Below are 21,377 nucleotides of genomic sequence, written 5' to 3'. Positions count from 1 at the left end.
GGCACTGGGCCGATGCACGTTCACGGGTTGCACTTGGCCCGTTCGGTCTGCGCCGACGAGGTGGCCTTGCGGTAGGGTTCAAGGTTCCAGTCGGCCTTACGGTTATAGAGTTTGTGCAGGCAGGCCAGTTGCAAGTCCATGCTGCCGGCAACGCCTTCCTGCCAACGCGGATCGAGGCCCTCCTGGCGGAACAGTTCGGCGTACAAGTCCTGTGTACTCGCTTGCCGGCCCAAAGCGGTTGGCACCACCTGCAAACCGAGCAGCGCCTCGTCGCTGTCTTCGGATTTGAGCGGGTGCCCCTTTTCAGTCAGCACCGTCCAACGGGTCGACTCGATCAGCCTGCGCAATGGGTTGCAGTTGGTCTTTTGCATGTCGGCGGGCGAGAGCACCGGGCGCCAGGGTTCGAGCTGCCATTGGGCATTGTCCGGGTGACGCACGGCCAGGCACTGCAGTTGCGCACGCATGCTGCCGGGATGGATTTCATCGTGCAACCATTGCGGACTGTCGCCGTAGCGAGCTTCCAGGTCCTCATAGATGGCCTCGACGTTGTCGGTGCTCAATTTCACCCCGGGCGCCAGCTTGAGGACCAAGGACTTCTCGGTACGGCCCATGCCCAGTTCGTCCGGCTTGCGCTCGACCCAATCGGCGGAGGCGATCAGCACGCCCGGCTGCGGCGCCGCAGGTGCAGGTGGGGTGGGCGTTGGCGTATCGCTCAGCGGCACCAGTTGATCCTTGGGCTCGTAGCTGAAGCGCTGGCTGGCGGGCTGAGTGAAGTCCAGGCGCAGGATCGGCACCGCGTAGCCTTGCGCGTATAGCTTGCGCTGGAACGCCTGGGCCGGCTTGAGACCGACCGTGGGCCGAGCCTTGCGCGTATCGCCGCGGGTGCTGGCCACATAGGTGCTGTTGACGTCCCAGACGAAGGCATCGATGTAGGGCAGGCGGGCGCTGCCGTCGTCGGGCGTCTTGCCGGACTGGTCATTGCGCAGCAGGAACTCGTTGAGCAGTTCCTTGCGTGCAAAACCGTCCCGATGGCGGGTGCCGGGGGCTTGGTGGACGTCGATCATGGCATTCCAGTCTGAGGCCTGTTCGGCGTTCCACGAGCACTGCTGGACTTGGATGCGGTTCAGGTTGTTGGGCGCCAGTGCAGGTGGCTTGAGATGGCCGAATTGGCTGCGCCACTGCGCTGCGGTATCGATCTTGCGCAGGTCGCACGAGCCCCAGGCCAACGCAGCGTTGACGTTGGGCGGAGTGGTTGCCGAGTGCAGTTGGTAGCCCTCGGGGCGGGTGTCGGACCAGCGCGTGCCTTTTACAGGCTGCTTGAGCGTGCCGCAGCCCCACGCTTGGCGATCCGGCCCGGTGAAGCCGTCGAAGGCGTAGATGCACATGAAGCCGGTTTCCATCACCGGTGTCTGCAACCGCCGGGCGTCTTCGGGCGTGCGCAGGATGAACCCGGCCGGGCGAATCAGGCGGCTAGTGCTCAGGTCCTTGCGGATCCAACTGAACGAGGTGGCGCCGGTACTGATGGCGTAGGGGCTGTAGTCCCAGGGATTGAACGGTCCGTCATCGACCATGCGCAGGGTGACACCGCTGCAGTAATAGTGGCCGCGCGGCGCGCCTCCGGGCTCCTTGCATGCGTTGTCGATGCGGTTGTAATTGTCGTTGATGCGCCGCAGCGTTTCCTGTGGTGTGCCCACTTCGATGGGCGCGGCGGCGAATGCGCTCGGCAACCCCAGGACCAGGGCTGCGGCCAGGCTATACCTGAACATGTCGATCTCCAGTGGTGGCATGGAGGCTCAACGGTCTGCCAGGTCCGGCTGGGCGGTCTACTGGCAGAGTTGTCAGGTGGGACAGGGCCGCTCAGACCCTGAACTGGCGCAGCAATTGTTCGAGCTCCTCACTCAGGCGGGCCAGTGCCGTACCGGCGTCGCTGGACTGGCGCGCGGCCTCGGCGGTCTGCTGGGACAGGCCGGCGGTGTCGAGCACGTTGCGGTTGATTTCCTCCACCACGTGGGTCTGCTGCAAGGTGGCGCTGGCAATCGAGGTGTTCAGTGTGGCCAGGGTGTGCAGCGCCTGCTCGATGGCGGTCAGCCGGCTGCCGGCCTCGCGGGCCTGGGCGACGGTCTGGCGCGAGGCCTCGCTGCTGGTGTCGATGGCCTTGACCGCCGCGTCCGACTGACCTTGCAGGTGCTCGATCATGGTCTGGATCTCGGCCGTGGACTGGGCCGTGCGCTGGGCCAGCAGGCGCACCTCGTCGGCCACCACGGCAAAACCGCGACCCTGTTCGCCCGCCCGTGCGGCTTCGATGGCCGCGTTCAAGGCGAGCAGGTTGGTCTGCTCGGCGATCGAGCGGATCACTTCCAGTACGCCGCCGATGCGCGTGCTGTGCCCGGCCAGGTCGCGAATCACGCCCTGCGCCTGGTCGATGGTCGCCGACAACCGGTCGATCTGCTGCAGGCTGCCTTGAATCGCCTGCTGGCCCTGGTCCACTTGTTCCTGGGCGGTGCGCATCTCGCTGGCGGCCTGTTCGGCATTCTTGGCCACGTCCTGCACCGCGTAGGTCACTTCATTGACCGCAGTGGCCACTTGGTCCATCTGCAGCGATTGGCTGGCGCTGTGCTGCTGGGCACTGCCGGCGTTGTCGCCGACCTGTCCGGCAGTCTGGGCCAGGGCATGGGCGGTGCCTTGCAACTGTCCGATCACGCCCTGCAGCTTGCCGTTGAAGCGGTTGAAGTATTCGCCCAGGTGGGTGATCTCGTCGCGGCCGTGGGTGTCCAGGCGCCGGGTCAGGTCGCTTTCGCCGCTGGCGATGTTACCCATGGCCTGCACCGCTTCCTGCAACGGGCGGGCGATGCTGCGGGCGATCAGCCACACCAGCAGGCCCATCAGCGCGGCGATCGCCAGCCCCAGCAGCGAGGCGTCGCGCACCTGGCGGGCGAACTCGGCCTGGACGTCGTCTACGTAGACCCCCGAGCCAATGATCCAGCCCCAGGGTTTGAACAACTCGATGTACGAGGTCTTGGCCACCGGCTCGCTGGCGCCGGGCTTGGGCCAGTGGTAGTTGACAGGCCCCGCGCCTTGGCTTTGGCCAGACTCACCATTTCGTTGAACACGGCGAAGCCGTTCGGGTCGCGGATCGCCGAGAGGTCCTGGCCGTCGAGCTTGGCATTGATCGGGTGCATAATCATCGTTGGCTGCAGGTCGTTGATCCAGAAATAGTCGTCCTTGTCGTAGCGCAGCCCGCGCACCACTTGCAATGCTTGCTGCTGTGCGCTTTGCCGATCGAGCGTGCCGGCGGCTTCCAGGCCTTGGTAATAGGCCAGTACGCCCACGGCGGTCTCCACCACGTGGCGGGTCTTTTCCGCCTTGGCCTGGTACAGGTCGCCGTGGATCTGGCGCAGCAACAGCAGCCCGAGCACCAGCAGCATGGCCAGGGACACCAGCAGGATCAGCCATAGACGCCGGCTGATCGACATCGATCTCAGTGTGTTCATCGAAAGCTCACTCCATTGCGTTGTTCTTTTTATACGAGCGACATCCAACCACGGTTGGCGCCCGGCAACCCAGTCGACCAACGTCGGGCGACCTTCCCTGTTGCATCCCGCACGCGCCTGCGCACGGGTCTCTGTTAGGATCTCGGCCGCGCAAGATGAAACCTTTAGTCTGCGCGAACTTTTTCGCTGGCGTCCGGACCAACAGACGCTGTAAAACAGCGACGCCGCGCGGGCGGTGCACATCTGTAATAGAAAAAAACTAGGATGCCGCCAACGAGCGGTATTCATTTGGGGGAGTTGATGGATTTTTGGAGTGCCTTGCAGGCAATCATTCTGGGTGTCGTCGAGGGACTGACGGAGTTTCTGCCGATTTCCAGTACCGGTCACCAGATCATCGTGGCCGACCTGATCGATTTCGGCGGCGAGCGCGCAATGGCGTTCAACATCATCATCCAGCTCGGCGCCATTCTTGCCGTGGTGTGGGAGTTTCGCAGCAAGATCTTCCAGGTGGTGCAGGGCCTGCCGACGCAGCCCAAGGCCCGGCGATTCACCGCCAACCTGCTGATCGCCTTCATGCCGGCGGTGGTGCTCGGCGTGCTGTTCGCCGATCTCATCCATGAATACCTGTTCAACCCGATCACCGTGGCCGTGGCCCTGGTGCTGGGCGGTGTGATCATGCTCTGGGCCGAGCGGCGCGATCACCGCATCGCGGTGGAGCATGTCGATGACATGCGCTGGAGCCACGCCCTGAAAGTCGGCCTGGTGCAGTGTCTGGCGATGATTCCGGGCACCTCGCGCTCGGGCTCTACCATCATCGGCGGCCTGCTGTTCGGCCTGTCGCGCCAGGCGGCCACCGAGTTCTCGTTCTTCCTGGCGATGCCGACCATGGTCGGGGCCGCGGTGTACTCGGGCTACAAGTACCGTGACCTGTTCCAGCCGGCCGATCTGCCCGTCTTCGCCATCGGCTTCGTGGTGTCGTTCATCTTCGCCATGATCGCGGTGCGCGCCTTGCTCAAGTTCATCGCGCATCACAGCTATGCGGTGTTCGCCTGGTACCGCATCGCCTTCGGCCTGCTGATCCTGGCGACCTGGCAGTTCGGCTGGGTCGACTGGGCAACGGCGCACGCCGGATGAAACGTGATCCAGCCGCCGCCCGGCCTGGCCCTGGTCGGGCTGGGGAGGGCGCTGTGCGCTACCTGCGCCTGAAATTGTTGGTGTTGCTCGGCCTATGCCTGCTGCCAGGTGCAGGTATCGCACGCATGGCCTGGAACGGGCAGTCCTGGCTGCCGTTGGCGCTGTACCCCCTGGCCAGCCTGGTGTGCCTGGCGCTGTACTGGCAGGACAAGCGCCAGGCCCGCCAGCTGGGTCGACGCATCCCGGAGAAGGTGTTGCACGCCAGCGAACTGCTGGGCGGCTGGCCGGGGGCACTGGTGGCCCAGCAACTGTTTCGCCACAAGACACGCAAGGTGTCTTATCAGGTGGTGTTCTGGGGCATCGTGGTGGTGCACCAGGCGGTGTGGGCGGATTATCTGTGGCTGGGGTGGCTGGGGCGTTGAGGGGGGCTGACCAACTGCTCTGTACTCACTCGATCACCAACCCCACCTGCAACCGCTTGGCCAAGCGCCGCACCACCAGTTGGTGCGAGCGTCGCAACAAGTCGGTCAGTTCTTCGCGGCCAATGGCGTAGGGCGGCATCACGCTGATCCAGTGAGCCCGCGCCAGGTAGGGCGCCGGCCGCACGCCGGGGCGGTCGCAGTAGCCGAGAAAGTGTGTGTCGTCCACTTTGAACGACAGGCCGGCGCCCGCCAGGTCTTGCACGGCGAACATCTTGTTGCCCGCCACCGAGAACACCCGCACACCGCCCCATTTGTAATCCTCCCGTGCCCCGGGCAGGCTCAGGCAAAAGGCCGCGGCCTGTTCGGCCGTCAGGTGTCGTTCAGACATAGCGCTCTCCACAGGCCTCGAACGAGGCCGCCAGATGATCGATCCATACCCGCACCGCCGGCAGCATGCCGCGTCGATGGGGGTAGACCGCTTGCAGGAACCCGCCGGGCAGCGACCAGTCTGGCAGCAGGCGGACCAGTTCGCCACGCGCCAGCTCCTCTTCGCAGTACATGCTCGGCAGTGCGGTGAAACCAAGGCCCGCACAGGCCGAGGCCTTGCGCACGATGAAGTCGTCGATGGCCAGGCGCGGTTCCAAGGCGATGTCCTGCGCCTGGCCATGGGGCCCGATCAGGCGAAAGTGCACCAGCCGATCGGCTTCGGCGGCGCCCAGCACCGGCAGGCTCAGCAACTGCGAGGGGTGCTCTAGGCCGACGGCGAAACCCGGCGCAGCCACCAGGTGCATGCGCGCCTGGCGCAGGCGGCGGGTGGCCAGGGCTGGGTCTTCGTCGCCCACGTCACGCACGCGCAAGGCAACGTCGATGCCTTCGGCGATCAGGTCGACGCGGCGATTGAGCAGCACCATGTCCAGTTGCACCTGCGGATACTGTTGCAGAAAACGATTGATCACCGGTGGCAGGAACGCGTGCGCCAGCGCCACCGGCGAAGACACCCGCAGCCGCCCGCGCGGTTCGCTGGTCATGCTGGCCACCGCTTCGTCGGCCATTTCGGCTTCCAGCAGCATCGCCTGGCAATGGTGCAGGTAGCGCTCACCCACGGCGGTCAACTTCAATTGCCGCGTGGTGCGCTGCAACAGGCGCGTGCCCAGGCGTTCCTCGAGCTCGGCGATGCGCCGTGACAAGCGCGATTTGGGAATGCCCAATTGACGGCCGGCCGCAGCGAAGCCCCGGCTTCGACCACGCGGGCGAAATAGAAAAGGTCATTGAGGTCTTGCATGTTCGGTCCCACCGTTCCACCAGTGGAACAAACTAATGCACTTTTGCTCACTATTCACCTATTCAACCCTTCTGTAGCATCCTGCCCATCCTGATCGCCTCACTGCGCGGTCGTCATTCACAGGAGATTCCCATGAAACTGTTGCACATCGACTCGAGCATCCTGGGCGACAATTCCGCCTCCCGTCAGTTGAGCCGCGAAGTGGTCGAAGCCTGGAAAGCGGCCGACCCGAGCGTGGAAGTCACCTACCGCGACCTGGCGAGCGATGCCATCAGCCACTTCTCCGCCGCGACCCTGCTGGCCGCCGGCACCGCCGAAGAAGCCCGCGACGCCGCTCAAGCCCATGAAGCACGCCTGAGCGCCGAGACGCTGGCCGAGTTCCTGGCGGCCGACGCCGTGGTCATCGGCGCGCCGATGTACAACTTCAGCGTGCCGACTCAGCTCAAGGCCTGGATCGACCGTGTGACCGTCGCCGGCAAGACCTTCCGCTACACCGAAGCCGGTCCCGAAGGCCTGTGCGGTGGCAAGAAGGTGATTCTGGTCTCCACCGCTGGCGGTCTGCACCAAGGCCAGCCGACCGGCGTCGGCCACGAAGAATTCCTCAAGGTGCTGTTCGGCTTCCTGGGCATCACCGATCTGCAGATCGTCCGCGCCGAAGGCTTGGCCTACGGTCCTGAGCAGCGCAGCTCGGCCATCGCGGCCGCACAGGCGCAGATCGCCGGCGAACTGTTCGCCGCCTGATTCAGCGCTGCTGAAAAAGCCGGCTGTCGTGGCGCACGACAGCCGGCTTTTTCATGGAGGTTTCATCTGCACCCCAGCGCTGCGCTTCTATGCTTGTGCTACTCGTCCACCTCCAGGGGAGAGCCGCCGCGATGAAGCCCCGTGCCCTGTTGACCCTGCTCCTGCTCGGTGGCCTGCTGGCCCGCGCCGACGCTGCGCCCTGGGTGGCCGGCCTGCATCGTCTGGCCCTGACCGACCCGCTGGATGCCCAGCCCATGCAGGCACTGGTGTTCTACCCCAGTAGCGCCACGGCGCATCAGACGCGTATCGATGGCTATACGCTGCGCGTGGCCGAGGAAGCGCCGGTGGCTCTGGGGCAATTTCCGCTGTTGGTGATCTCCCACGGCAACACCGGTACGCCCGTAGCGTTGCATGACCTGGCCACGTCCCTGGCGCGCCAGGGTTTCGTGGTGGTGGCGGTGACTCATCCCGGCGACAACCTGCACGATCACAGCCGTCTCGGCACCCTGAGCAACCTGTATGGACGCCCGCTGCAGGTGAGTGCCGCGATCAGCGCCGCACGTGCCGACACGCTGCTGGGGCCGTATCTGAACCCCGGCAAGGTCGGTGTGATCGGCTATTCGGCCGGCGGCGAGACCGCGCTGATCCTCTCCGGCGCCCGACCAGACTTGGAACGCTTGCGCAACTACTGCCTGGAGCGGCCGTTGGACGCCGATGCCTGCAAGACCCATGGTGTGCTGATCTCCGATCGCAGCGAGCTGGCGCCGCAGGCCGATCCGCGGGTCGGGGCGGTGGTGCTGATGGCCCCACTGGGGCTGATGTTCGGTCGCCATGCCCTGGCCAATGTGCAGGTGCCGGCGCTGATCTACAGCGGCGATCAGGATCAATTGCTGGCCGTGGAGCGCAATGCCAGCGCCCTGGCGCGCAAGCTGCCGGTCGCCCCCGATTACCGCCTGCTCTCCGGTGCCGGCCATTTCGTGTTCATGGCGCCGTGCGACGACGAGCAACGCCAGCGGATGGCCGTGCTGTGCAAAGATGCCGATGGCGTCGATCGGCGCAAAGTGCACCGCAGCCTGCAAAGCGAGACCGCCGCCTTCTTCAGCCAGGCACTGGGCGCCCCAGAGCCGGCCGAGCGCTCGGCGGCAGTGGGGGATGCGCCGTAGCGCATCGCTTGAACCGCACGCTGAACCGGGGTACCGTCGTCGTCCGTTTACGCGAAGGAACGCCCCATGCAAGGCAAGGCTCGCAAGGTCGTCCAGGCCATCCTCTATGAAATCATCGCCGTCGCCTGCGTGGCGCCCGCGCTGGCGCTGATGTTCGACACCAGCATGGCCCATTCCACGGTGCTGTCGGTGCTGATGTCCGGCATCGCCATGAGCTGGAACATGGGCTACAACTGGGCCTTCGAGCGCTGGGAAGCGCGCCAGGCACAGCGTCGCCGGACCTGGCTGCGGCGCCTGCTGCATGCGTTGGGCTTCGAAGGCGGGCTGGTGCTGATCCTGCTGCCGCTGGTGGCGTTCTGGTTGGACATCAGCCTGTGGAGCGCTTTGCTCACCAACCTGGCGCTGTTCGTGTTCTTCTTCGTCTATGCCTTCGTGTTCCAGTGGGGCTTCGACAAGGTCTTTGACGTGCCGCTGTCCGCCCAGCAGCGCACGGCGCAGTGTTGACTTCCTACGAGTTGGCGAGATAAGTTCCTACCCCATGAATACCTCCCTGCCAGCGCGCACCTTCGGCCTGATCATTATTACCGCCATCATCGGATTGGCGGGCTAGCGCGCACTGGCACCGAACCCGCCCTGGAGGCGGGTTTTTTCTTCTCGACTCCTGGGCCCGTGAAACCACCCAGGAGTCATCGATGAGCAATCTCAGCGTCAGCCCCCGTACTGCCGTCACGCCCCAGCAACTGCTGTCGGAGCAGGTGCGGCGCATTCTTGCGGCGCCCGTGTACGACCTGGCCATCGAAACACCGCTGCAGCCCGCCCCGGCGCTCTCGACGCGTCTTGGCAATCAGGTGCTGCTCAAGCGCGAAGATTTGCAACCGACGTTCTCCTTCAAGATCCGCGGTGCCTACACGCGGTTGTCGCGCCTGTCCCAGGCCGAACGCGCGCGTGGCGTGATCACCGCCTCGGCCGGCAACCACGCCCAAGGCGTAGCCCTGGCGGCGGCGCACCTGGGCATGGTCGCGACCATCGTCATGCCCACCACCACGCCGGAGCTGAAAATCGCCGGTGTGCGCGCCCGGGGTGGTGACGTGGTGCTGCACGGCGACAGCTTCCCCCACGCCCTGGCTCACGCCTTGCGCCTGGCCGACGAGCAAGGCGCGACCTTCGTGCCGCCGTTCGACGACCCGGATGTGATCGCCGGGCAGGGCACCGTGGCCATGGAAATCCTGCGCCAGCAGCCGGGTGCGCTGGACGCGATCTTCGTGCCGGTCGGCGGCGGTGGGCTGATCGCGGGCATTGCCGCCTACGTCAAGTACCTGCGCCCGCAGGTCAAGGTGATCGGTGTCGAACCGCATGACGCCAACTGCCTGCAAGCGGCGTTGGCCGCCGGGCAGCGTGTGGTCCTGCCCCAGGTCGGCAGCTTTGCCGACGGCGTGGCGGTGGCCCAGGTCGGTGCCCATTGCTTCGAGTTGTGCCGGCATTTCGTCGACGAGGTGATCAGCGTCAGCAGCGACGAGCTGTGCGCCGCGATCAAGGACATCTACGACGACACCCGCTCGATCACCGAGCCGTCTGGTGCCCTGGCCGTGGCCGGGATCAAGAAATACGTGGCGCGCGAGGGTGCGCGCGGGCAGACCCTGGTGGCCATCGACTCCGGCGCCAACGTCAATTTCGACCGCCTGCGCCATGTGGCCGAGCGCGCCGAACTGGGCGAGCAGCGCGAGGCGGTGATCGCCGTCACCATCCCCGAGCGCCCCGGCAGTTTTCGGGCCTTCTGCCAGGCCCTGGGCCGGCGCCAGGTGACCGAATTCAACTACCGTTGCCAGCCCGGCAAGCCGGCCCGGCTGTTCGTCGGTGTGCAGACCCACCCACAGCGCGACCCGCGCACGGGGTTGCTCGACAGCCTGCGCGAGCAGGGCTACGAGGTGCTCGACCTCACCGACAACGAGTTGGCCAAGCTGCATGTGCGCCATACCGTAGGCGGGCATGCCGCGCCGCAGATCCAGGAGCGGGTGCTGCGCTTCGAGTTCCCCGAGCGCCCTGGCGCACTGCTGGGCTTTCTCGAACGGATGGGCCGGCGCTGGAACATCAGCCTGTTTCACTACCGCAACCACGGTGCAGCCCAGGCGCGGGTGCTGGCGGCGCTCCAGGTGCCGGACGATGAGCAGGCGACCCTGCCGCAGGCGCTGCAGGCCATGGGCTACGCCTATTGGGATGAGACCGACAACCCGGCCTACCGCCTGTTCCTGGGCTGACGCCAGCCGCTCATCGACGCTTCCCAGCGTCGATGACTGGGCAGTCACGGACATTGTCCTGGATCAACATCCGGGCGCGAAAAGCGGAGGATGCTCGCCGCCAGAGAGACAACAACCAGAGAGAGGAACTCGGCCGTGAGCAGCACATTCTTCATTCCAGCGGTGAACATCATGGGACTCGACTGCCTGGGCGAGGCCATGACGGCCATCGCCGGCTACGGCCTGCGCAAGGCGCTGATCGTCACCGACGCCGGCCTGGCCAAGGCCGGGGTGGCCTCGCGCATCGCCAGCCTGCTGGCCGAGCGCGACATCGACTCGACGATTTTCGACGGCGCCAAGCCCAACCCGAGCATTGCCAACGTCGAAGCCGGCCTGGCGCTGCTGCAACGCGAGCGCTGCGACTGCGTGATCTCCCTGGGTGGCGGCTCGCCGCACGACTGCGCCAAGGGCATCGCCCTGTGCGCCACCAACGGCGGCTACATCCGCGACTACGAAGGCGTGGACCGTTCGGCCAAGCCGCAACTGCCGCTGATCGCCATCAACACCACTGCCGGCACCGCCAGCGAGATGACCCGTTTCTGCATCATCACCGACGAAGCACGCCACGTGAAAATGGCCATCGTCGACCGCAACGTCACGCCGATGCTGTCGGTCAACGACCCCGCGCTGATGGTCGGCATGCCCAAGGGCCTGACTGCCGCCACCGGCATGGATGCGCTGACCCACGCCGTCGAAGCCTATGTATCGACCGCTGCCACGCCGATCACCGACGCCTGCGCGCTGAAGGCCGTCACCTTGATCAGCGACAACCTGCGCCAGGCGGTGAACGACGGCCAGGACCTGCAAGCGCGGGAAAACATGGCCTACGCCCAGTTCCTCGCCGGCATGGCGTTCAACAACGCCTCGCTGGGTTACGTGCACGCCATGGCCCACCAACTCGGTGGCTACTACGACCTGCCGCACGGGGTGTGCAACGCGGTGCTGCTGCCCCATGTGCAGCGCTTCAATGCGCAAGTCAGCGCAGCGCGTCTGCGTGACGTGGCCAAGGCGATGGGCGTGAAGGTGTGCGGCATGACCGAGGCGCAGGGCGCCGATGCCGCGATTTCAGCCATCGAGCAACTGTCGGTGGCGGTGGGCATTCCGGCGGGTCTCCAGGAACTGGGCGCCAAGCGTGAAGACGTGCCGGTGTTGGCCAGCAACGCGCTCAAGGACGCCTGCGGCCTGACCAACCCGCGCAGCGCCAGCCAGGCGGAGATCGAGGCGATTTTCGCCGCAGCATTCTGAGACGCTGTTTTCACTGGGGCCGCGTTGCGGCCCCTTTCTCACGGGCGGCCGGATCACCGCTCGCGCATGAAGAACCCTGCAACGTACTTGCGAAACGTCTCCGCGCTCTTGAAGTCGGCGTAGCGCTTGAAATGCTCCATCTCAGGCTCAGGCCCCACGGGCTCTTGCAGCAACGACACCGACAGCACCCGGTCCTGGTCGGACGTGAGCACCAGCTCGTCCATCACCTCGCCGCCGATCACCGGACGGCGCATCAGCACCTTCACACCTTTGCCCGCCATCCAGTCGATCAGCGACACCAGCGCCTTCAACGGCTCGCGCTCTTCATCCCGGTACACCGGAAACAGCTGCCCACGCGACAGCACTGGCACACTGGCGACGTGGATCAGTTCATAGAACTGGCTGCCGGCGGTGGCCGGTGAGTAGAGCGCCAGGGCCAGCAGCGGGCCGCCGGTTTTGCTGCCACCCCAGAGCAGGTGATGGCCTTGGAAATCGAAACCGTCCTCGCTGGCGGCGGTGAACACCTTGCGCCCGGCGATGCGCTCCACGCAGTCGAGCAGCAAGCCATGGCGGCGATGCTCGCCGAACAGGCTGGAATCGCGCAGACGCGCCTTGAGCCGCATCATCGACTTCATGTCCAGCCGCGTTTCCAAGTAGTTGCTCGCTGGCACGCGCGCCAGCAGCGGGTAGCGCGCAGCCACGCCACGCAGTTCAGCGAACTGCGCGGTCAGGTCCTTTTTCAGGTGGGTGGCGTAGACATTCAGTCCGCTGGCTTCGATCCAGCTCAGCAGCAACGACAGCAAGCGCTGTTGTTCGCGCCGCGGCGTGCCATCGCCCAGCGCAGTGCCACTGGCGGCGCTGTCCTGACGAAAATCGCCCAGCAGTCGCAGCGGCGTATCCGGCGCCAGCCAGGCCGCCGGCGCTACCTGAGGCTCGGCGTGGCCGCCCGATTCACGGGCCTCCTTGCTGAATGGGCAGCCTGGCGAATGCTCGGGCGTCTCGGGGTTGTTACGCAGAAACAGCGTGCCGCTATTGCCATTGAGGCTGACATTGAGCACCGGCAGCGCATCGCGCCGACAGTCGCACCCCAACCACTGGTTGGCGCTGCGCACCTTCATCAGCCACTGGTTGGCTTGCAGCAGCCGCGGCCCAACCAGGCTCCCCGTCACGAACCCCACCAGCAGTTCTTCTTCAGCCGCAGTGAGGCTGCGCATCGACGCCCCGTTCTTCTCGATGATTCGCATGAAGCAGCTCCAAGCTGTAAGCGGCAAGCGCCGAGCCAAGCCGCGACTCTAGCAGCTTGCCGCTGACAGCTCACCGCTAAAAGATGTAGTCGGTGGTGAGGAAGCTGGACTGGCGGTTGCGGATGATCTCGCTGATCAAGGTCTTGTTGGCGTCCTGGAACTTGGTGGCGACCAAGGTGCGGATCGAGAATACCCGCAGCGCATCGTGCACCGACAGGGTGCCTTCGGCGCTGTTCTTGCGTCCGTTGAACGGGTAGGTGTCCGGGCCGCGTTGGCACTGGGCGTTGAGGTTGATGCGCCCGACCTGGTTGGCGAAGGTGTCGACCAGCTCGCCGATGGTCTGCGGGTCGTTGCCGAACAGGCTCAACTGCTGGCCATAGTCGGAATCCAGCACGTAGTCGATCACGGTGTGCAGGTCGCGGTACGGCACCACGGGCACGACCGGACCGAACTGTTCTTCATGGTAGACACGCATGGCGGCGGTCACGGGATAGAGCAGGGCGGGATAGAAGAACGAGCCCCGGCTTTGGCCGCCGCCGGGGTTGATCACCTGCGCGCCGTGGGCCTTGGCATCGCTCACCAGGCCATTGAGGTAGTCGACCTTGCCCGGTTCGGGCAGCGGCGTCAGGGCCACGCCTGGCGCCCAGGGCATGCCGGGCTTGAGGGCGGCCAGCTTGTGCTGGAATTTTTCCAGGAAGGGCTCGACCACATCCTCGTGGACGAACAGGATCTTCAGCGCCGTGCAGCGCTGGCCGTTGAACGACAGCGCACCGGTCACGGCCTCGTCCACGGCGTTGTCCAGGTCCACCTGCGGCAGGACGATGCCGGGATTTTTCGCATCAAGGCCCAAGGCCGCACGCAAGCGGTGCGGTCGTGGGTGAAGTTTCTTCAGGTCGCTGGCGGCCTTGTGGGTGCCGATGAAGGCGAAGACATCGACCTTGCCGCTGGCCATCAGCGCGCTGACCGTCTCGCGGCCGCGACCGTAGATGACGTTGATCACCCCGGCGGGAAGCTGTCGCGGAAGGCTTCGAGCAGGGGGCGGATCAGCAGCACGCCGAACTTGGCGGGCTTGAACACCACGGTGTTGCCCATGATCAGCGCTGGAATCAGGGTGGTGAAGGTTTCGTTCAGCGGGTAGTTGTAGGGCCCCATGCACAGCGCCACGCCCAGTGGCGCACGGCGGATCTGGCCGAGGGTGCCCTGTTCGAGTTCGAAGCGGCTGGAGCGACGGTCCAGATCCTTCAAGGCATTGATGGTGTCGACGATGTAGTCGCAGGTGCGGTCGAACTCTTTTTCCGAGTCCTTAAGGTTCTTGCCGATCTCCCACATCAGCAGCTTGACCACCGCGCCGCGCTGCTCGCGCATGCGCGCCAGGAAGCCCTCGACATGCTGGATGCGCTCGGCCACGCGCATGTTCGGCCAGGCGCCGCGGCCTTTGTCGTAGGCCTGCACGGCGGCATCGAGCGCGGTAAGCGCAGTGTCGGCGTCAAGCAAGGGGGCGCTGCCGAGCACCACCTGGCGTTCGCCGTCGCCGTGCTTGAGCCAGACTGGACTGCGGACGGTGGCCAGTGGCCCCTGCCACTGCCTGAGTTCGCCGCCTACGAGGTAGTCGCGTTGTTCCAGCGGCTCGCCCAGGCGCCAGGCGTCGGGAATGTCTTCAGGGGCGGGGAAAAGTGCATCGAGCAGACGGTCCATGGTTATTGCGCCTCACGTAGCTGAGCGAATGAAACGTTTCAGCCGAGCATGCACCGGCTGCCACAAAGTTTCCAGTGTGGTCCAACATCGGTGAAGGCGCGCTGCTGGTGATCACGCGCGGGTGTTCGCGGCGCCGACCTGCTGCCCAGCACGGCAGCAGGTCGGCGTCTGCGATCAGCTTTGCTCGATCGGGCGGTCTAGCAGATTGATCGCCGGTTGGGCCAGGACCCGCCGTCGGTAGTACCGGTCCTGGTCCTGCCGTTCCAGGCGCCGCCAGGTCTCGGTGCGGGTGTGGGGCAGGCCGTCCAGGTAACGGTCGCTTTCGAGCAGTTCGCGCAGATCGCGGCGCCAGGCCAGTGGCAGCCGCGACCAAATGCCCTGCTGGGCATCGTCCGCTTCGGCCAGCAATTCCTCGTAGTCGCTGTCCGGCACCAGCAGGTCGATGCCTGTGGCGCTGTAGAAGGCGTCGATCTGTTCGGCAGCGACCGCGCTGAGGGTTTCGCTTTCCAGGCGCAGGGTGCGCGCGATTCGGTCAGGCAGGGCGAAGGCCGGCGGTAGCGTTTGCAGCGGATTGCGGGAAAAGTCCAGCAGCAGCGGATCGAGCACATGCTGCAAGCCCGTCGGCAGCGTCGACAGCAGGCAGTTGTCCATGTACAGCGTGCGGATCTGTACGTGGCGGGACAGGTCGGGGGCGCGGGTCAGCGGGCAGTCGGAGAAGTCCACCACGCGCAGGTTGAGGTAGCGGTCGAAGTCTGCTTGCTGAGCGGGGTCCCAGGTGATCGGATTGCGGTCCATTTCCAGCCAGACCAGCGCCTCTGGCCGGGTCAGCCGTGGCACGCGGGAGAAGCCGCAACCCCGTAGCTTCAGGCGTTGCAGCGCCGGAAAGCGTTGCAGCCAGTGCTCGGGCAGGCGGCTGAGGGCGGCGCTGTGGGTCAGGTCCAGCTCGGTGATGTGGCGAAAATCGTCCGGCAGGACCAGGCTTTCCAGGCTCGCGTTGTCCAGGCCGATGCCGGAAAGGTCCAGCACGTGCTGGGCAGTACCGTCGATCAGCCTGACGATCGAACTGCCGCGCTGGGCGTCGACGATGCGCTGCATGGCTCGCTGGCGCCGGGCCGAGGTGCCAGCCCAACTGCTCAGTTGCGCCTGCAGGTCGCGCAGGCGGGCCTCCAGGCGCGCCACTTCGATTTCAGGCACACGCAGCGCGGCCTGCCAGTCGCGCAGGGTCCGTTGGGCGTCTTCCAGGCTGGCCAACGGGTACAGCCGCCGCAAGCGTGAGGCCAGCGAGTGGTGGGAGAAATCGTCGGGTCGCTGCGGCGTCGGGTCCAGGCCGCCCAGCAGGCGTAGTCGACTGCGCCAACCTGGGTGCTCCGGGGCGAGCAGACGCTGCCTGAAGGTGCCTCGGGCAGCGCCGATCAGTGTGCGCAAGCGTACACGTAGCGCATCTGCACCGCCTTGGGCGAGCGTCGTGCCCAACTCCTGCGGCAGGGTCCACAGCAACGCTTGGAGCAGGTCGTGGCTGACCCTGCCCGGTGCTGGGCGTTCGCCCAGGTCGGCCTCATAGCCCGCCGCCGACTTGATCAGGCGCAGCCGGCGCGGTGCCAAAGGCACGCCGCACTCGCGCAGCAGCGCACCCTGCGGGCTGGCAGCGCGCAACTCCAGGCGCAGGTCCTGCGGCCAGTCCGGCAGGCGGGTGAGGCTGGCGAACAGCAGGCGCTCGCTGGATTCCCCCGCCAGGATGGGCAGGTGTAAACCTTCCAGGCCACGCGCCAGCGGCAGCTCGCAGCGCAGCCGGTCGAGTGCCTGTCGTAGCGACGGGGGCAGCGTATCGGTTCTGCGCCACAGGGCACGTTCTTCGGCCGGTAGGGTGTTCACCAGCCGCCGCGCCAGGGGTGTAGGCACATCGGGGTAGCGATCCAGCAGACGCGCGCAATCGGTATCGATGGTCACAGCGCCATAGCGCTCCGCGATGGCGTCTACCCAGGCCTGTGCCGTCTGGCCGGGCAGATCGGCTGCCACGTCTCGCGCGATCTTCAGGCGCTCCAGGGTGTCGGCCAGCAACGGCGGTGTTGGCAGGTTGTTGAGGTGGATCTCACGCAACGCAGTGCTGTTCAGCCCGGTAATGTCCAAGGCCATGAGCGCCTCGGCTTCGCTGATATCGGCCAAGGCTGGACCCAGCCGCTGTACCAGCTTGTGTACATCCCACGCCTGCGGCTGTTCATGCTCGACGCGCCAGGCGCCGTCGCCGTTGTGCTCCAACAAGGGGGCGTAGGCGTGCGCGTCGTCTGGGTGGACCAGGCGCCAACGTTGCAGGACCGGGTCCAGGCGCTGCTCGTACAACTGGCCATCGAGGCGGATGAAGTGGCGTCCCTGGTCGACGAACTGACCTCGGGCATTGGCGGTCAGCCCTTGCGGCAGTTCGACCTGACTGCGGTAGCCCGTTAGCTCGGGCAACCACAGGCGTTGCGTGCCATCGGCCAGCTCGACGGGCATCAAGCGTTCCATCAGCGGTGTGCTGGCGAGCTTGCCGGCCACGGCACCCGCAGCGCCGAGTCCGGCGATCAGCGCCAGGTTCAGGCCGGTGGTTTCCAGGTGCTGCAAGGCTTCTCGGCGATCGCCCACGCTCCAGGCCTGGTAACCGGTGTATACCTCGTCGAGCAACTGATACGCGGTGACCAGCAGCATCAGGCCGCCCACTGCCGGGACGAAGAATCCAGCGGCCATCAGCGCGTTGAGGCCCAGGCTCTGCCACAGCGCCAGGTGATGTTTACGCGCCTGCTCGTCGGCTTCGGCGGTGGGCACGGCGAGCAGGCGCGCTTCGGCTTTGAGCCGCGCCACATGGTCGTCGAAGAGGAAGTCGAACAGCGATGTGTCGATGCCCAGCACACGCAGGTGCAGATCGGCGTCGGCGGCCAGGCTCCAGGCCTGGTCCATGCCACTGTGCCCACTGTCGAGGTTCTGCTGTGCGCGGTCGAGCAAAGCGCCCCATTGGGCTTTGTTGACGTAGGCGCTGAACGCCTGGCGTGAGGCCGGTGCCAGCAAGGCCTGTTGCAGGTGCGTGCGCACCGCCTCGAGGCCGTCGAACTGACGCAGCATCGTTTCGTGACCGGGCAGGTAGAGCAGCAGTCCGGCATCGCCCGCATCGATCAGCAATGCCTCGTGCAGCCTCACACCGAACAGCTCCAGTTGCTGGCAGTTGATCCCGTGCTGTCCGTCGATCAGTCGCTGCACGGCGTCCCGTGCAGCGCCGCTGATCTGGTGCCGCACATGAGCCAGCTCGGCGCTGGCGCGCAGGCTGTGCTGGTACAGGGCAATGGCGGCGGGGCGAACCGCGGGTGCAGCGAAGTGGCTGTCCAAGTGCGCCTGATACTGCCCGCCCAGGTCGAGGCGTCGGCACGTGTCGGCGAAATCGGCGGGGGACAAGGGCAATGCCGTGATCTCGAACTGCTCGGAGTGCAACGGGATGTCCACCAGGGTTTCACTGTCGCCCAGGGTGGTTTTACCGATGACCGTGATCGGCCGGCATGTGGCATGGCCTTCGAGGGCCAGGGCGCTGTCAGCGCTGAAGCTGACGTCGGCGGCGAAATTATGCAGCGCCGCTTCCAGCAGCGAACGGCGCTCATGGGTGGTGACGTAGACGTCGTGGGTGAACAGATGATGCAGCCAGATCAGTTCCGTGCTGCGCAAAGGGGCCGCGAACTGGTGTTCCTCGCGCAGACGCTCGCCGAGTCGAGGTTCGGCGAAGGCGCTGATCTGCTCCAGGCCGGTCAACGCTTCGGCCAGTCGATGGCGCGCAGCGTCCAGTCGCGACTGGCTTGACAGCAGCGCTTCGCGCAAAGCAGGCGCTGCGTTGGCGAACCAGTCGGCCTCGGCGCCAGGTTCGCCCTGGGGCGGTGTGAGGCATGCGCCCAGGGCCTGCCAGTGGGCCGCGTGCAGCGTCGCGGCCCAGGCGGGCAGCCGGGCGGCGAGGAAGTGTTGGTGGGGATGGGTAGCGCTCGAAGGCATGGGCCGGTCTCCTGTTCGGGAAGGCCACAGGAGACGCCACGCCCAGCGACGCGCGGTGGTAGATAGAGGGCACCCGCCTCAGCGATCCCCCAGCCCGGCGTAGCCCACTCGCTCGACGCCTGACAGGTGCTGGTCCAGCAGTTGCACCAGCGATTCGCCCGGTGGCAGATAGGCGTCGCCGAAGTCATGCTTGTCCAGCGCACTGGGATGCGCCACCACCTCCAGCACGCCGTGGCTCGGCGCCAGACCGTGCTTGAGGTCCAGTGGCGTGCAGACATGGTCGGCGGTCACCGCGCACAGCTGTTTCAGGCGGCGGTTGAGCAGGGTCTTGAACACCCGCTTGAGCGGGCCGATGTTGGCGCCGATGTTGCGCGCCAGGCGCACTGGCACGCCCTGCTCGCGGGCGAAGCGCGCCACCACGTCGCCGACCGGCCAGATATTGTGCACGTGCTGGTGCGAATCCAGGTGGCTGGGCCTGACACCATGGGCCAGGCAGCGTTGCCACTGGGCATCGAGCTCCTGGCGCACGGCCTCGCGCTCACCGGGTGACAGGCGCAGGGTGCGCTGGCGCAGTTGCAGGTCGAACCCGCCCTGGGCATCGCACAGCCGCCGTTCGGCGCGAATCGCCCGGCTCAACGGCGAGCCATAGGTGAGGTTGACGTGCAGGCCGATGCGCCCGGCGAGCGTCGGTTGTTGCGCCAGTTCGCACGCCGCCTCGAAGGCCGGCATGTTGGCCATCAGCGTCGCCGAACTGATCAGCCCGGTCTGGAAGGCCCGGACGATGACGGCGTTGACTTCGTCGTCCAGGCCGAAATCGTCAGCGTTGACTATGACCCGCAATGGCATCGGCGCGCTCCTGTGCTGGGGGGGAAGGGGTGTCGGGTTTACGCCGGCGCTTGAGCCAGCGCCAGGCGCGCAGGGCCAGGCCCAAGGCGATGCCGTCGAGGCGCCAGCTGTAGCAGCTCAGGCGCCATTGCTCGAGTTGTCCGGTCTGGCGTTCGTGCAGTTGGTGGCTGGAGTTCTCCAGGCTCACCCGCGACGCGTCGACCCAGCTCCAGCCGTCGTCCAGGCCCCAGTGAATCCACTCTTCGAGCAGCACCCGGCCGCTGCCCAGGTCGCGCTGTTCGGGGACGAAGGCCAGGTTGTAGTCATACACCCGGCCCCGTTCGAGCAGGCCCAGGCGATAGCTGATGCAGCGCCCGTCCAGCTCCAGCAGCACCAAGCACACCAGGCCCTCGGCGGCCAGCGCCGTGAAGGCCTGGTACATCCATTGGCGGCGCAGGGGGCCACTGAAGATGCCCACCTCGTCATCGCCTTTCCAACTGGCCGCCTCGACGGCGCTCACCGCATCGAGCCAGTGCTCGATGTCAGCGCGCGTCGGCATGATCCGGCGTACCTGTGCGCCGCAGGCGGCGATGCGCTTGCGCGCACGGCGCAGCTTGTAACGCGGGTCGCCGCTGACTTCCTGGCGGTCGGCCTGGCTGATACGGTGCACCGGCACGCGGCAGGTCAGGCGGCGCTCGAAGGTCGAGCTGGCGGCGGCCCACTGTTGCAGCCAGTCGCTGTCGCCGTCGGGCACTTCGCTCAGTTGCAGCAGGGCGTGCGGCAGCCTGCCACGGATGGCCTTGAGTACCGCACCGGCGTGGCTGACCGGCAGGTCCAGCAGCAGGGCGATCCGGTCGCTCAGCGGATGGCCCAGGTGGCGCACCACCGGCACGTTCAACGGCCCCAGCGGCTGGCGTTCGCGTACCAGGGGCAGGCACAGGCACAGGCGTCCGTCCAAGTGGCCAAGCAACACCTGCAACTGCTGACCCGGCTGCAACGCCGCTTCGGCGGCGCGCAGCCAGCCCAGGTGATTGAAGGGCGTGCTGGCGGCCACGCGCTGACGCAGCGCTTCGTAGCCGGCCGCCGGAAAGCTCGGGGTGCACAGCGAGGCGCACCAACTCAATTGCAGGGCCACGGTTCAGGACGCCGTGGCCGTGGTGTGTTGCGCGGCGTGCTTGCGCAGCGGCGCCAGGCGCGAGTCGCGATAGCGGCTTTCGCGGAAGAACTTCCAGCGCCCGAACAGGCAATAGACATGCATGATGCGACCTTGCTCCTGATAGCCCATGCGCAGGTGCAGCTTGAGCGCCGGGATGTTGTGTTGTTCGCAGACGTCCACCACGGTCGTGCAGCCCTGCGCGGCCATGGCTTGCCACAGCGCCACCTGCAGGTCCACCGACAGTCGCGTGCCCCAGTAACGACGGATCAGTTCGCCGCCGAACTCGAAGAACTCGCCCGGGCCTACCGGGAACCAGCAGCCGTAGTAATGGCGGTCGTGGTAATGCCGGGCGCTGCCCCAGATGAAGGCGACCGCATCGCCTTCGTCGTCGAGGAACATCAGCCCGGTATGGCCTTCGCCGGCCAGTTCGCGCATGGTCTCGACGCGGTCGCCGAAATACCGGGCGAAAGCCCTGACGTTGGTCATGCTGATGTTTTCCAGGCGCAGTGGCGGGTAGGGCTTGAGCCGGTGCGGCGGCACGGGAGCCTGCAGGTCGCGCTGCATCCACAACAGTTCCCAATGATAGAAAACGTAGCGCCGCCAGGCGCTGGCCAGGGTGTTGCGCAGGCCCTTGCGCTGGATGCGTTCGCGGATCTTGCTCAGTGCACGCATGCTTCCTCCGG

14 protein-coding genes and 3 pseudogenes are annotated in these 21,377 nt (G+C 66.2%); 7 read left to right on the top strand and 10 right to left on the bottom strand.

What is annotated here, in order from left to right:
* Positions 1-20 precede the first annotated feature (20 nt).
* Positions 21-1,766, bottom strand: a complete 1,746-nt coding sequence (locus GKC70_RS12775; protein WP_342648853.1) for a DUF2599 domain-containing protein — start codon at positions 1,764-1,766, stop codon at positions 21-23.
* Between the two features lie 91 nt (positions 1,767-1,857).
* Positions 1,858-3,491, bottom strand: a pseudogene (locus GKC70_RS12770) (methyl-accepting chemotaxis protein).
* Positions 3,492-3,791: 300 nt separating this feature from the next.
* On the opposite strand from GKC70_RS12770, the gene GKC70_RS12765 reads away from it, so the two are divergent.
* Positions 3,792-4,625: an undecaprenyl-diphosphate phosphatase gene (locus GKC70_RS12765; RefSeq protein ID WP_342648852.1), complete on the top strand. Its 834-nt coding sequence runs from the start codon at positions 3,792-3,794 to the stop codon at positions 4,623-4,625.
* On the top strand, positions 4,622-5,047 hold the full coding sequence (locus tag GKC70_RS12760; RefSeq protein ID WP_295485253.1) for a DUF1294 domain-containing protein: 426 nt from the start codon (positions 4,622-4,624) through the stop codon (positions 5,045-5,047). Before GKC70_RS12765 ends, GKC70_RS12760 begins: the two co-directional genes overlap by 4 nt.
* A gap of 25 nt (positions 5,048-5,072) precedes the next feature.
* On the opposite strand, the gene GKC70_RS12755 is transcribed toward GKC70_RS12760, so the two are convergent.
* Together GKC70_RS12755 and GKC70_RS12750 are read right to left on the bottom strand one after the other, a co-directional pair.
* Positions 5,073-5,435, bottom strand: a complete 363-nt coding sequence (locus GKC70_RS12755; RefSeq protein WP_342648851.1) for an MmcQ/YjbR family DNA-binding protein — start codon at positions 5,433-5,435, stop codon at positions 5,073-5,075.
* Positions 5,428-6,329: pseudogene (locus tag GKC70_RS12750) on the bottom strand (LysR substrate-binding domain-containing protein). The gene GKC70_RS12755 and the pseudogene GKC70_RS12750 overlap by 8 nt, the downstream one beginning before the upstream one ends.
* Positions 6,330-6,461: 132 nt before the next feature.
* Between GKC70_RS12750 and GKC70_RS12745 the strand changes: the two are divergent.
* From GKC70_RS12745 to yiaY, 5 genes are all read left to right on the top strand, one after another.
* The gene (locus tag GKC70_RS12745) at positions 6,462-7,070 is read left to right on the top strand and encodes an FMN-dependent NADH-azoreductase (protein ID WP_039577502.1); all 609 of its coding nucleotides are present in this window, start codon (positions 6,462-6,464) and stop codon (positions 7,068-7,070) included.
* A gap of 131 nt (positions 7,071-7,201) precedes the next feature.
* On the top strand, positions 7,202-8,233 hold the full coding sequence (locus GKC70_RS12740) for a dienelactone hydrolase (protein WP_342648850.1): 1,032 nt from the start codon (positions 7,202-7,204) through the stop codon (positions 8,231-8,233).
* 66 nt (positions 8,234-8,299) lie between these two features.
* A complete protein-coding gene (locus GKC70_RS12735; protein ID WP_342648849.1) occupies positions 8,300-8,737 on the top strand; it encodes a PACE efflux transporter in 438 nt (145 codons plus the stop codon).
* Positions 8,738-8,925: 188 nt separating this feature from the next.
* Positions 8,926-10,488 carry a threonine ammonia-lyase, biosynthetic gene (ilvA, locus tag GKC70_RS12730; RefSeq protein WP_342648848.1) on the top strand — a complete coding sequence of 521 codons (1,563 nt, stop codon included), beginning with the start codon at positions 8,926-8,928 and terminating at the stop codon, positions 10,486-10,488.
* A gap of 135 nt (positions 10,489-10,623) precedes the next feature.
* The gene (gene yiaY, locus GKC70_RS12725) at positions 10,624-11,772 is read left to right on the top strand and encodes an L-threonine dehydrogenase (RefSeq protein ID WP_342648847.1); all 1,149 of its coding nucleotides are present in this window, start codon (positions 10,624-10,626) and stop codon (positions 11,770-11,772) included.
* 53 nt (positions 11,773-11,825) lie between these two features.
* Here the strand turns inward: yiaY and GKC70_RS12720 are convergent, their stop codons facing one another.
* The 6 genes and pseudogenes from GKC70_RS12720 to GKC70_RS12695 form a co-directional block, all read right to left on the bottom strand.
* Positions 11,826-13,016, bottom strand: a complete 1,191-nt coding sequence (locus GKC70_RS12720) for a hypothetical protein (protein WP_342648846.1) — start codon at positions 13,014-13,016, stop codon at positions 11,826-11,828.
* A gap of 76 nt (positions 13,017-13,092) precedes the next feature.
* Positions 13,093-14,711 (bottom strand): annotated as a pseudogene (locus GKC70_RS12715) (NADP-dependent glyceraldehyde-3-phosphate dehydrogenase).
* A 174-nt stretch (positions 14,712-14,885) separates the two neighbouring features.
* Positions 14,886-18,713, bottom strand: a complete 3,828-nt coding sequence (locus GKC70_RS12710; protein WP_342648845.1) for a DUF6543 domain-containing protein — start codon at positions 18,711-18,713, stop codon at positions 14,886-14,888.
* 78 nt (positions 18,714-18,791) lie between these two features.
* Positions 18,792-19,559, bottom strand: coding sequence for a ChbG/HpnK family deacetylase (locus GKC70_RS12705; RefSeq protein WP_342648844.1), 768 nt, complete (start codon positions 19,557-19,559; stop codon positions 18,792-18,794).
* Positions 19,531-20,673 (bottom strand): GNAT family N-acetyltransferase, encoded by a 1,143-nt coding sequence (locus tag GKC70_RS12700; RefSeq protein WP_317870668.1) that lies wholly within the window; start codon positions 20,671-20,673, stop codon positions 19,531-19,533. Before GKC70_RS12700 ends, GKC70_RS12705 begins: the two co-directional genes overlap by 29 nt.
* 3 nt (positions 20,674-20,676) lie before the next feature.
* Positions 20,677-21,366, bottom strand: coding sequence for an N-acetyltransferase (locus GKC70_RS12695; RefSeq protein WP_295485241.1), 690 nt, complete (start codon positions 21,364-21,366; stop codon positions 20,677-20,679).
* Positions 21,367-21,377: the final 11 nt, after the last annotated feature.

Origin of the sequence: Pseudomonas sp. REB1044, from assembly GCF_038813925.1 — a bacterium.
In the GTDB taxonomy this organism is placed as follows: domain Bacteria; phylum Pseudomonadota; class Gammaproteobacteria; order Pseudomonadales; family Pseudomonadaceae; genus Aquipseudomonas; species Aquipseudomonas boreofloridensis.
This window is presented reverse-complemented; position numbering and strand designations above follow the sequence as displayed.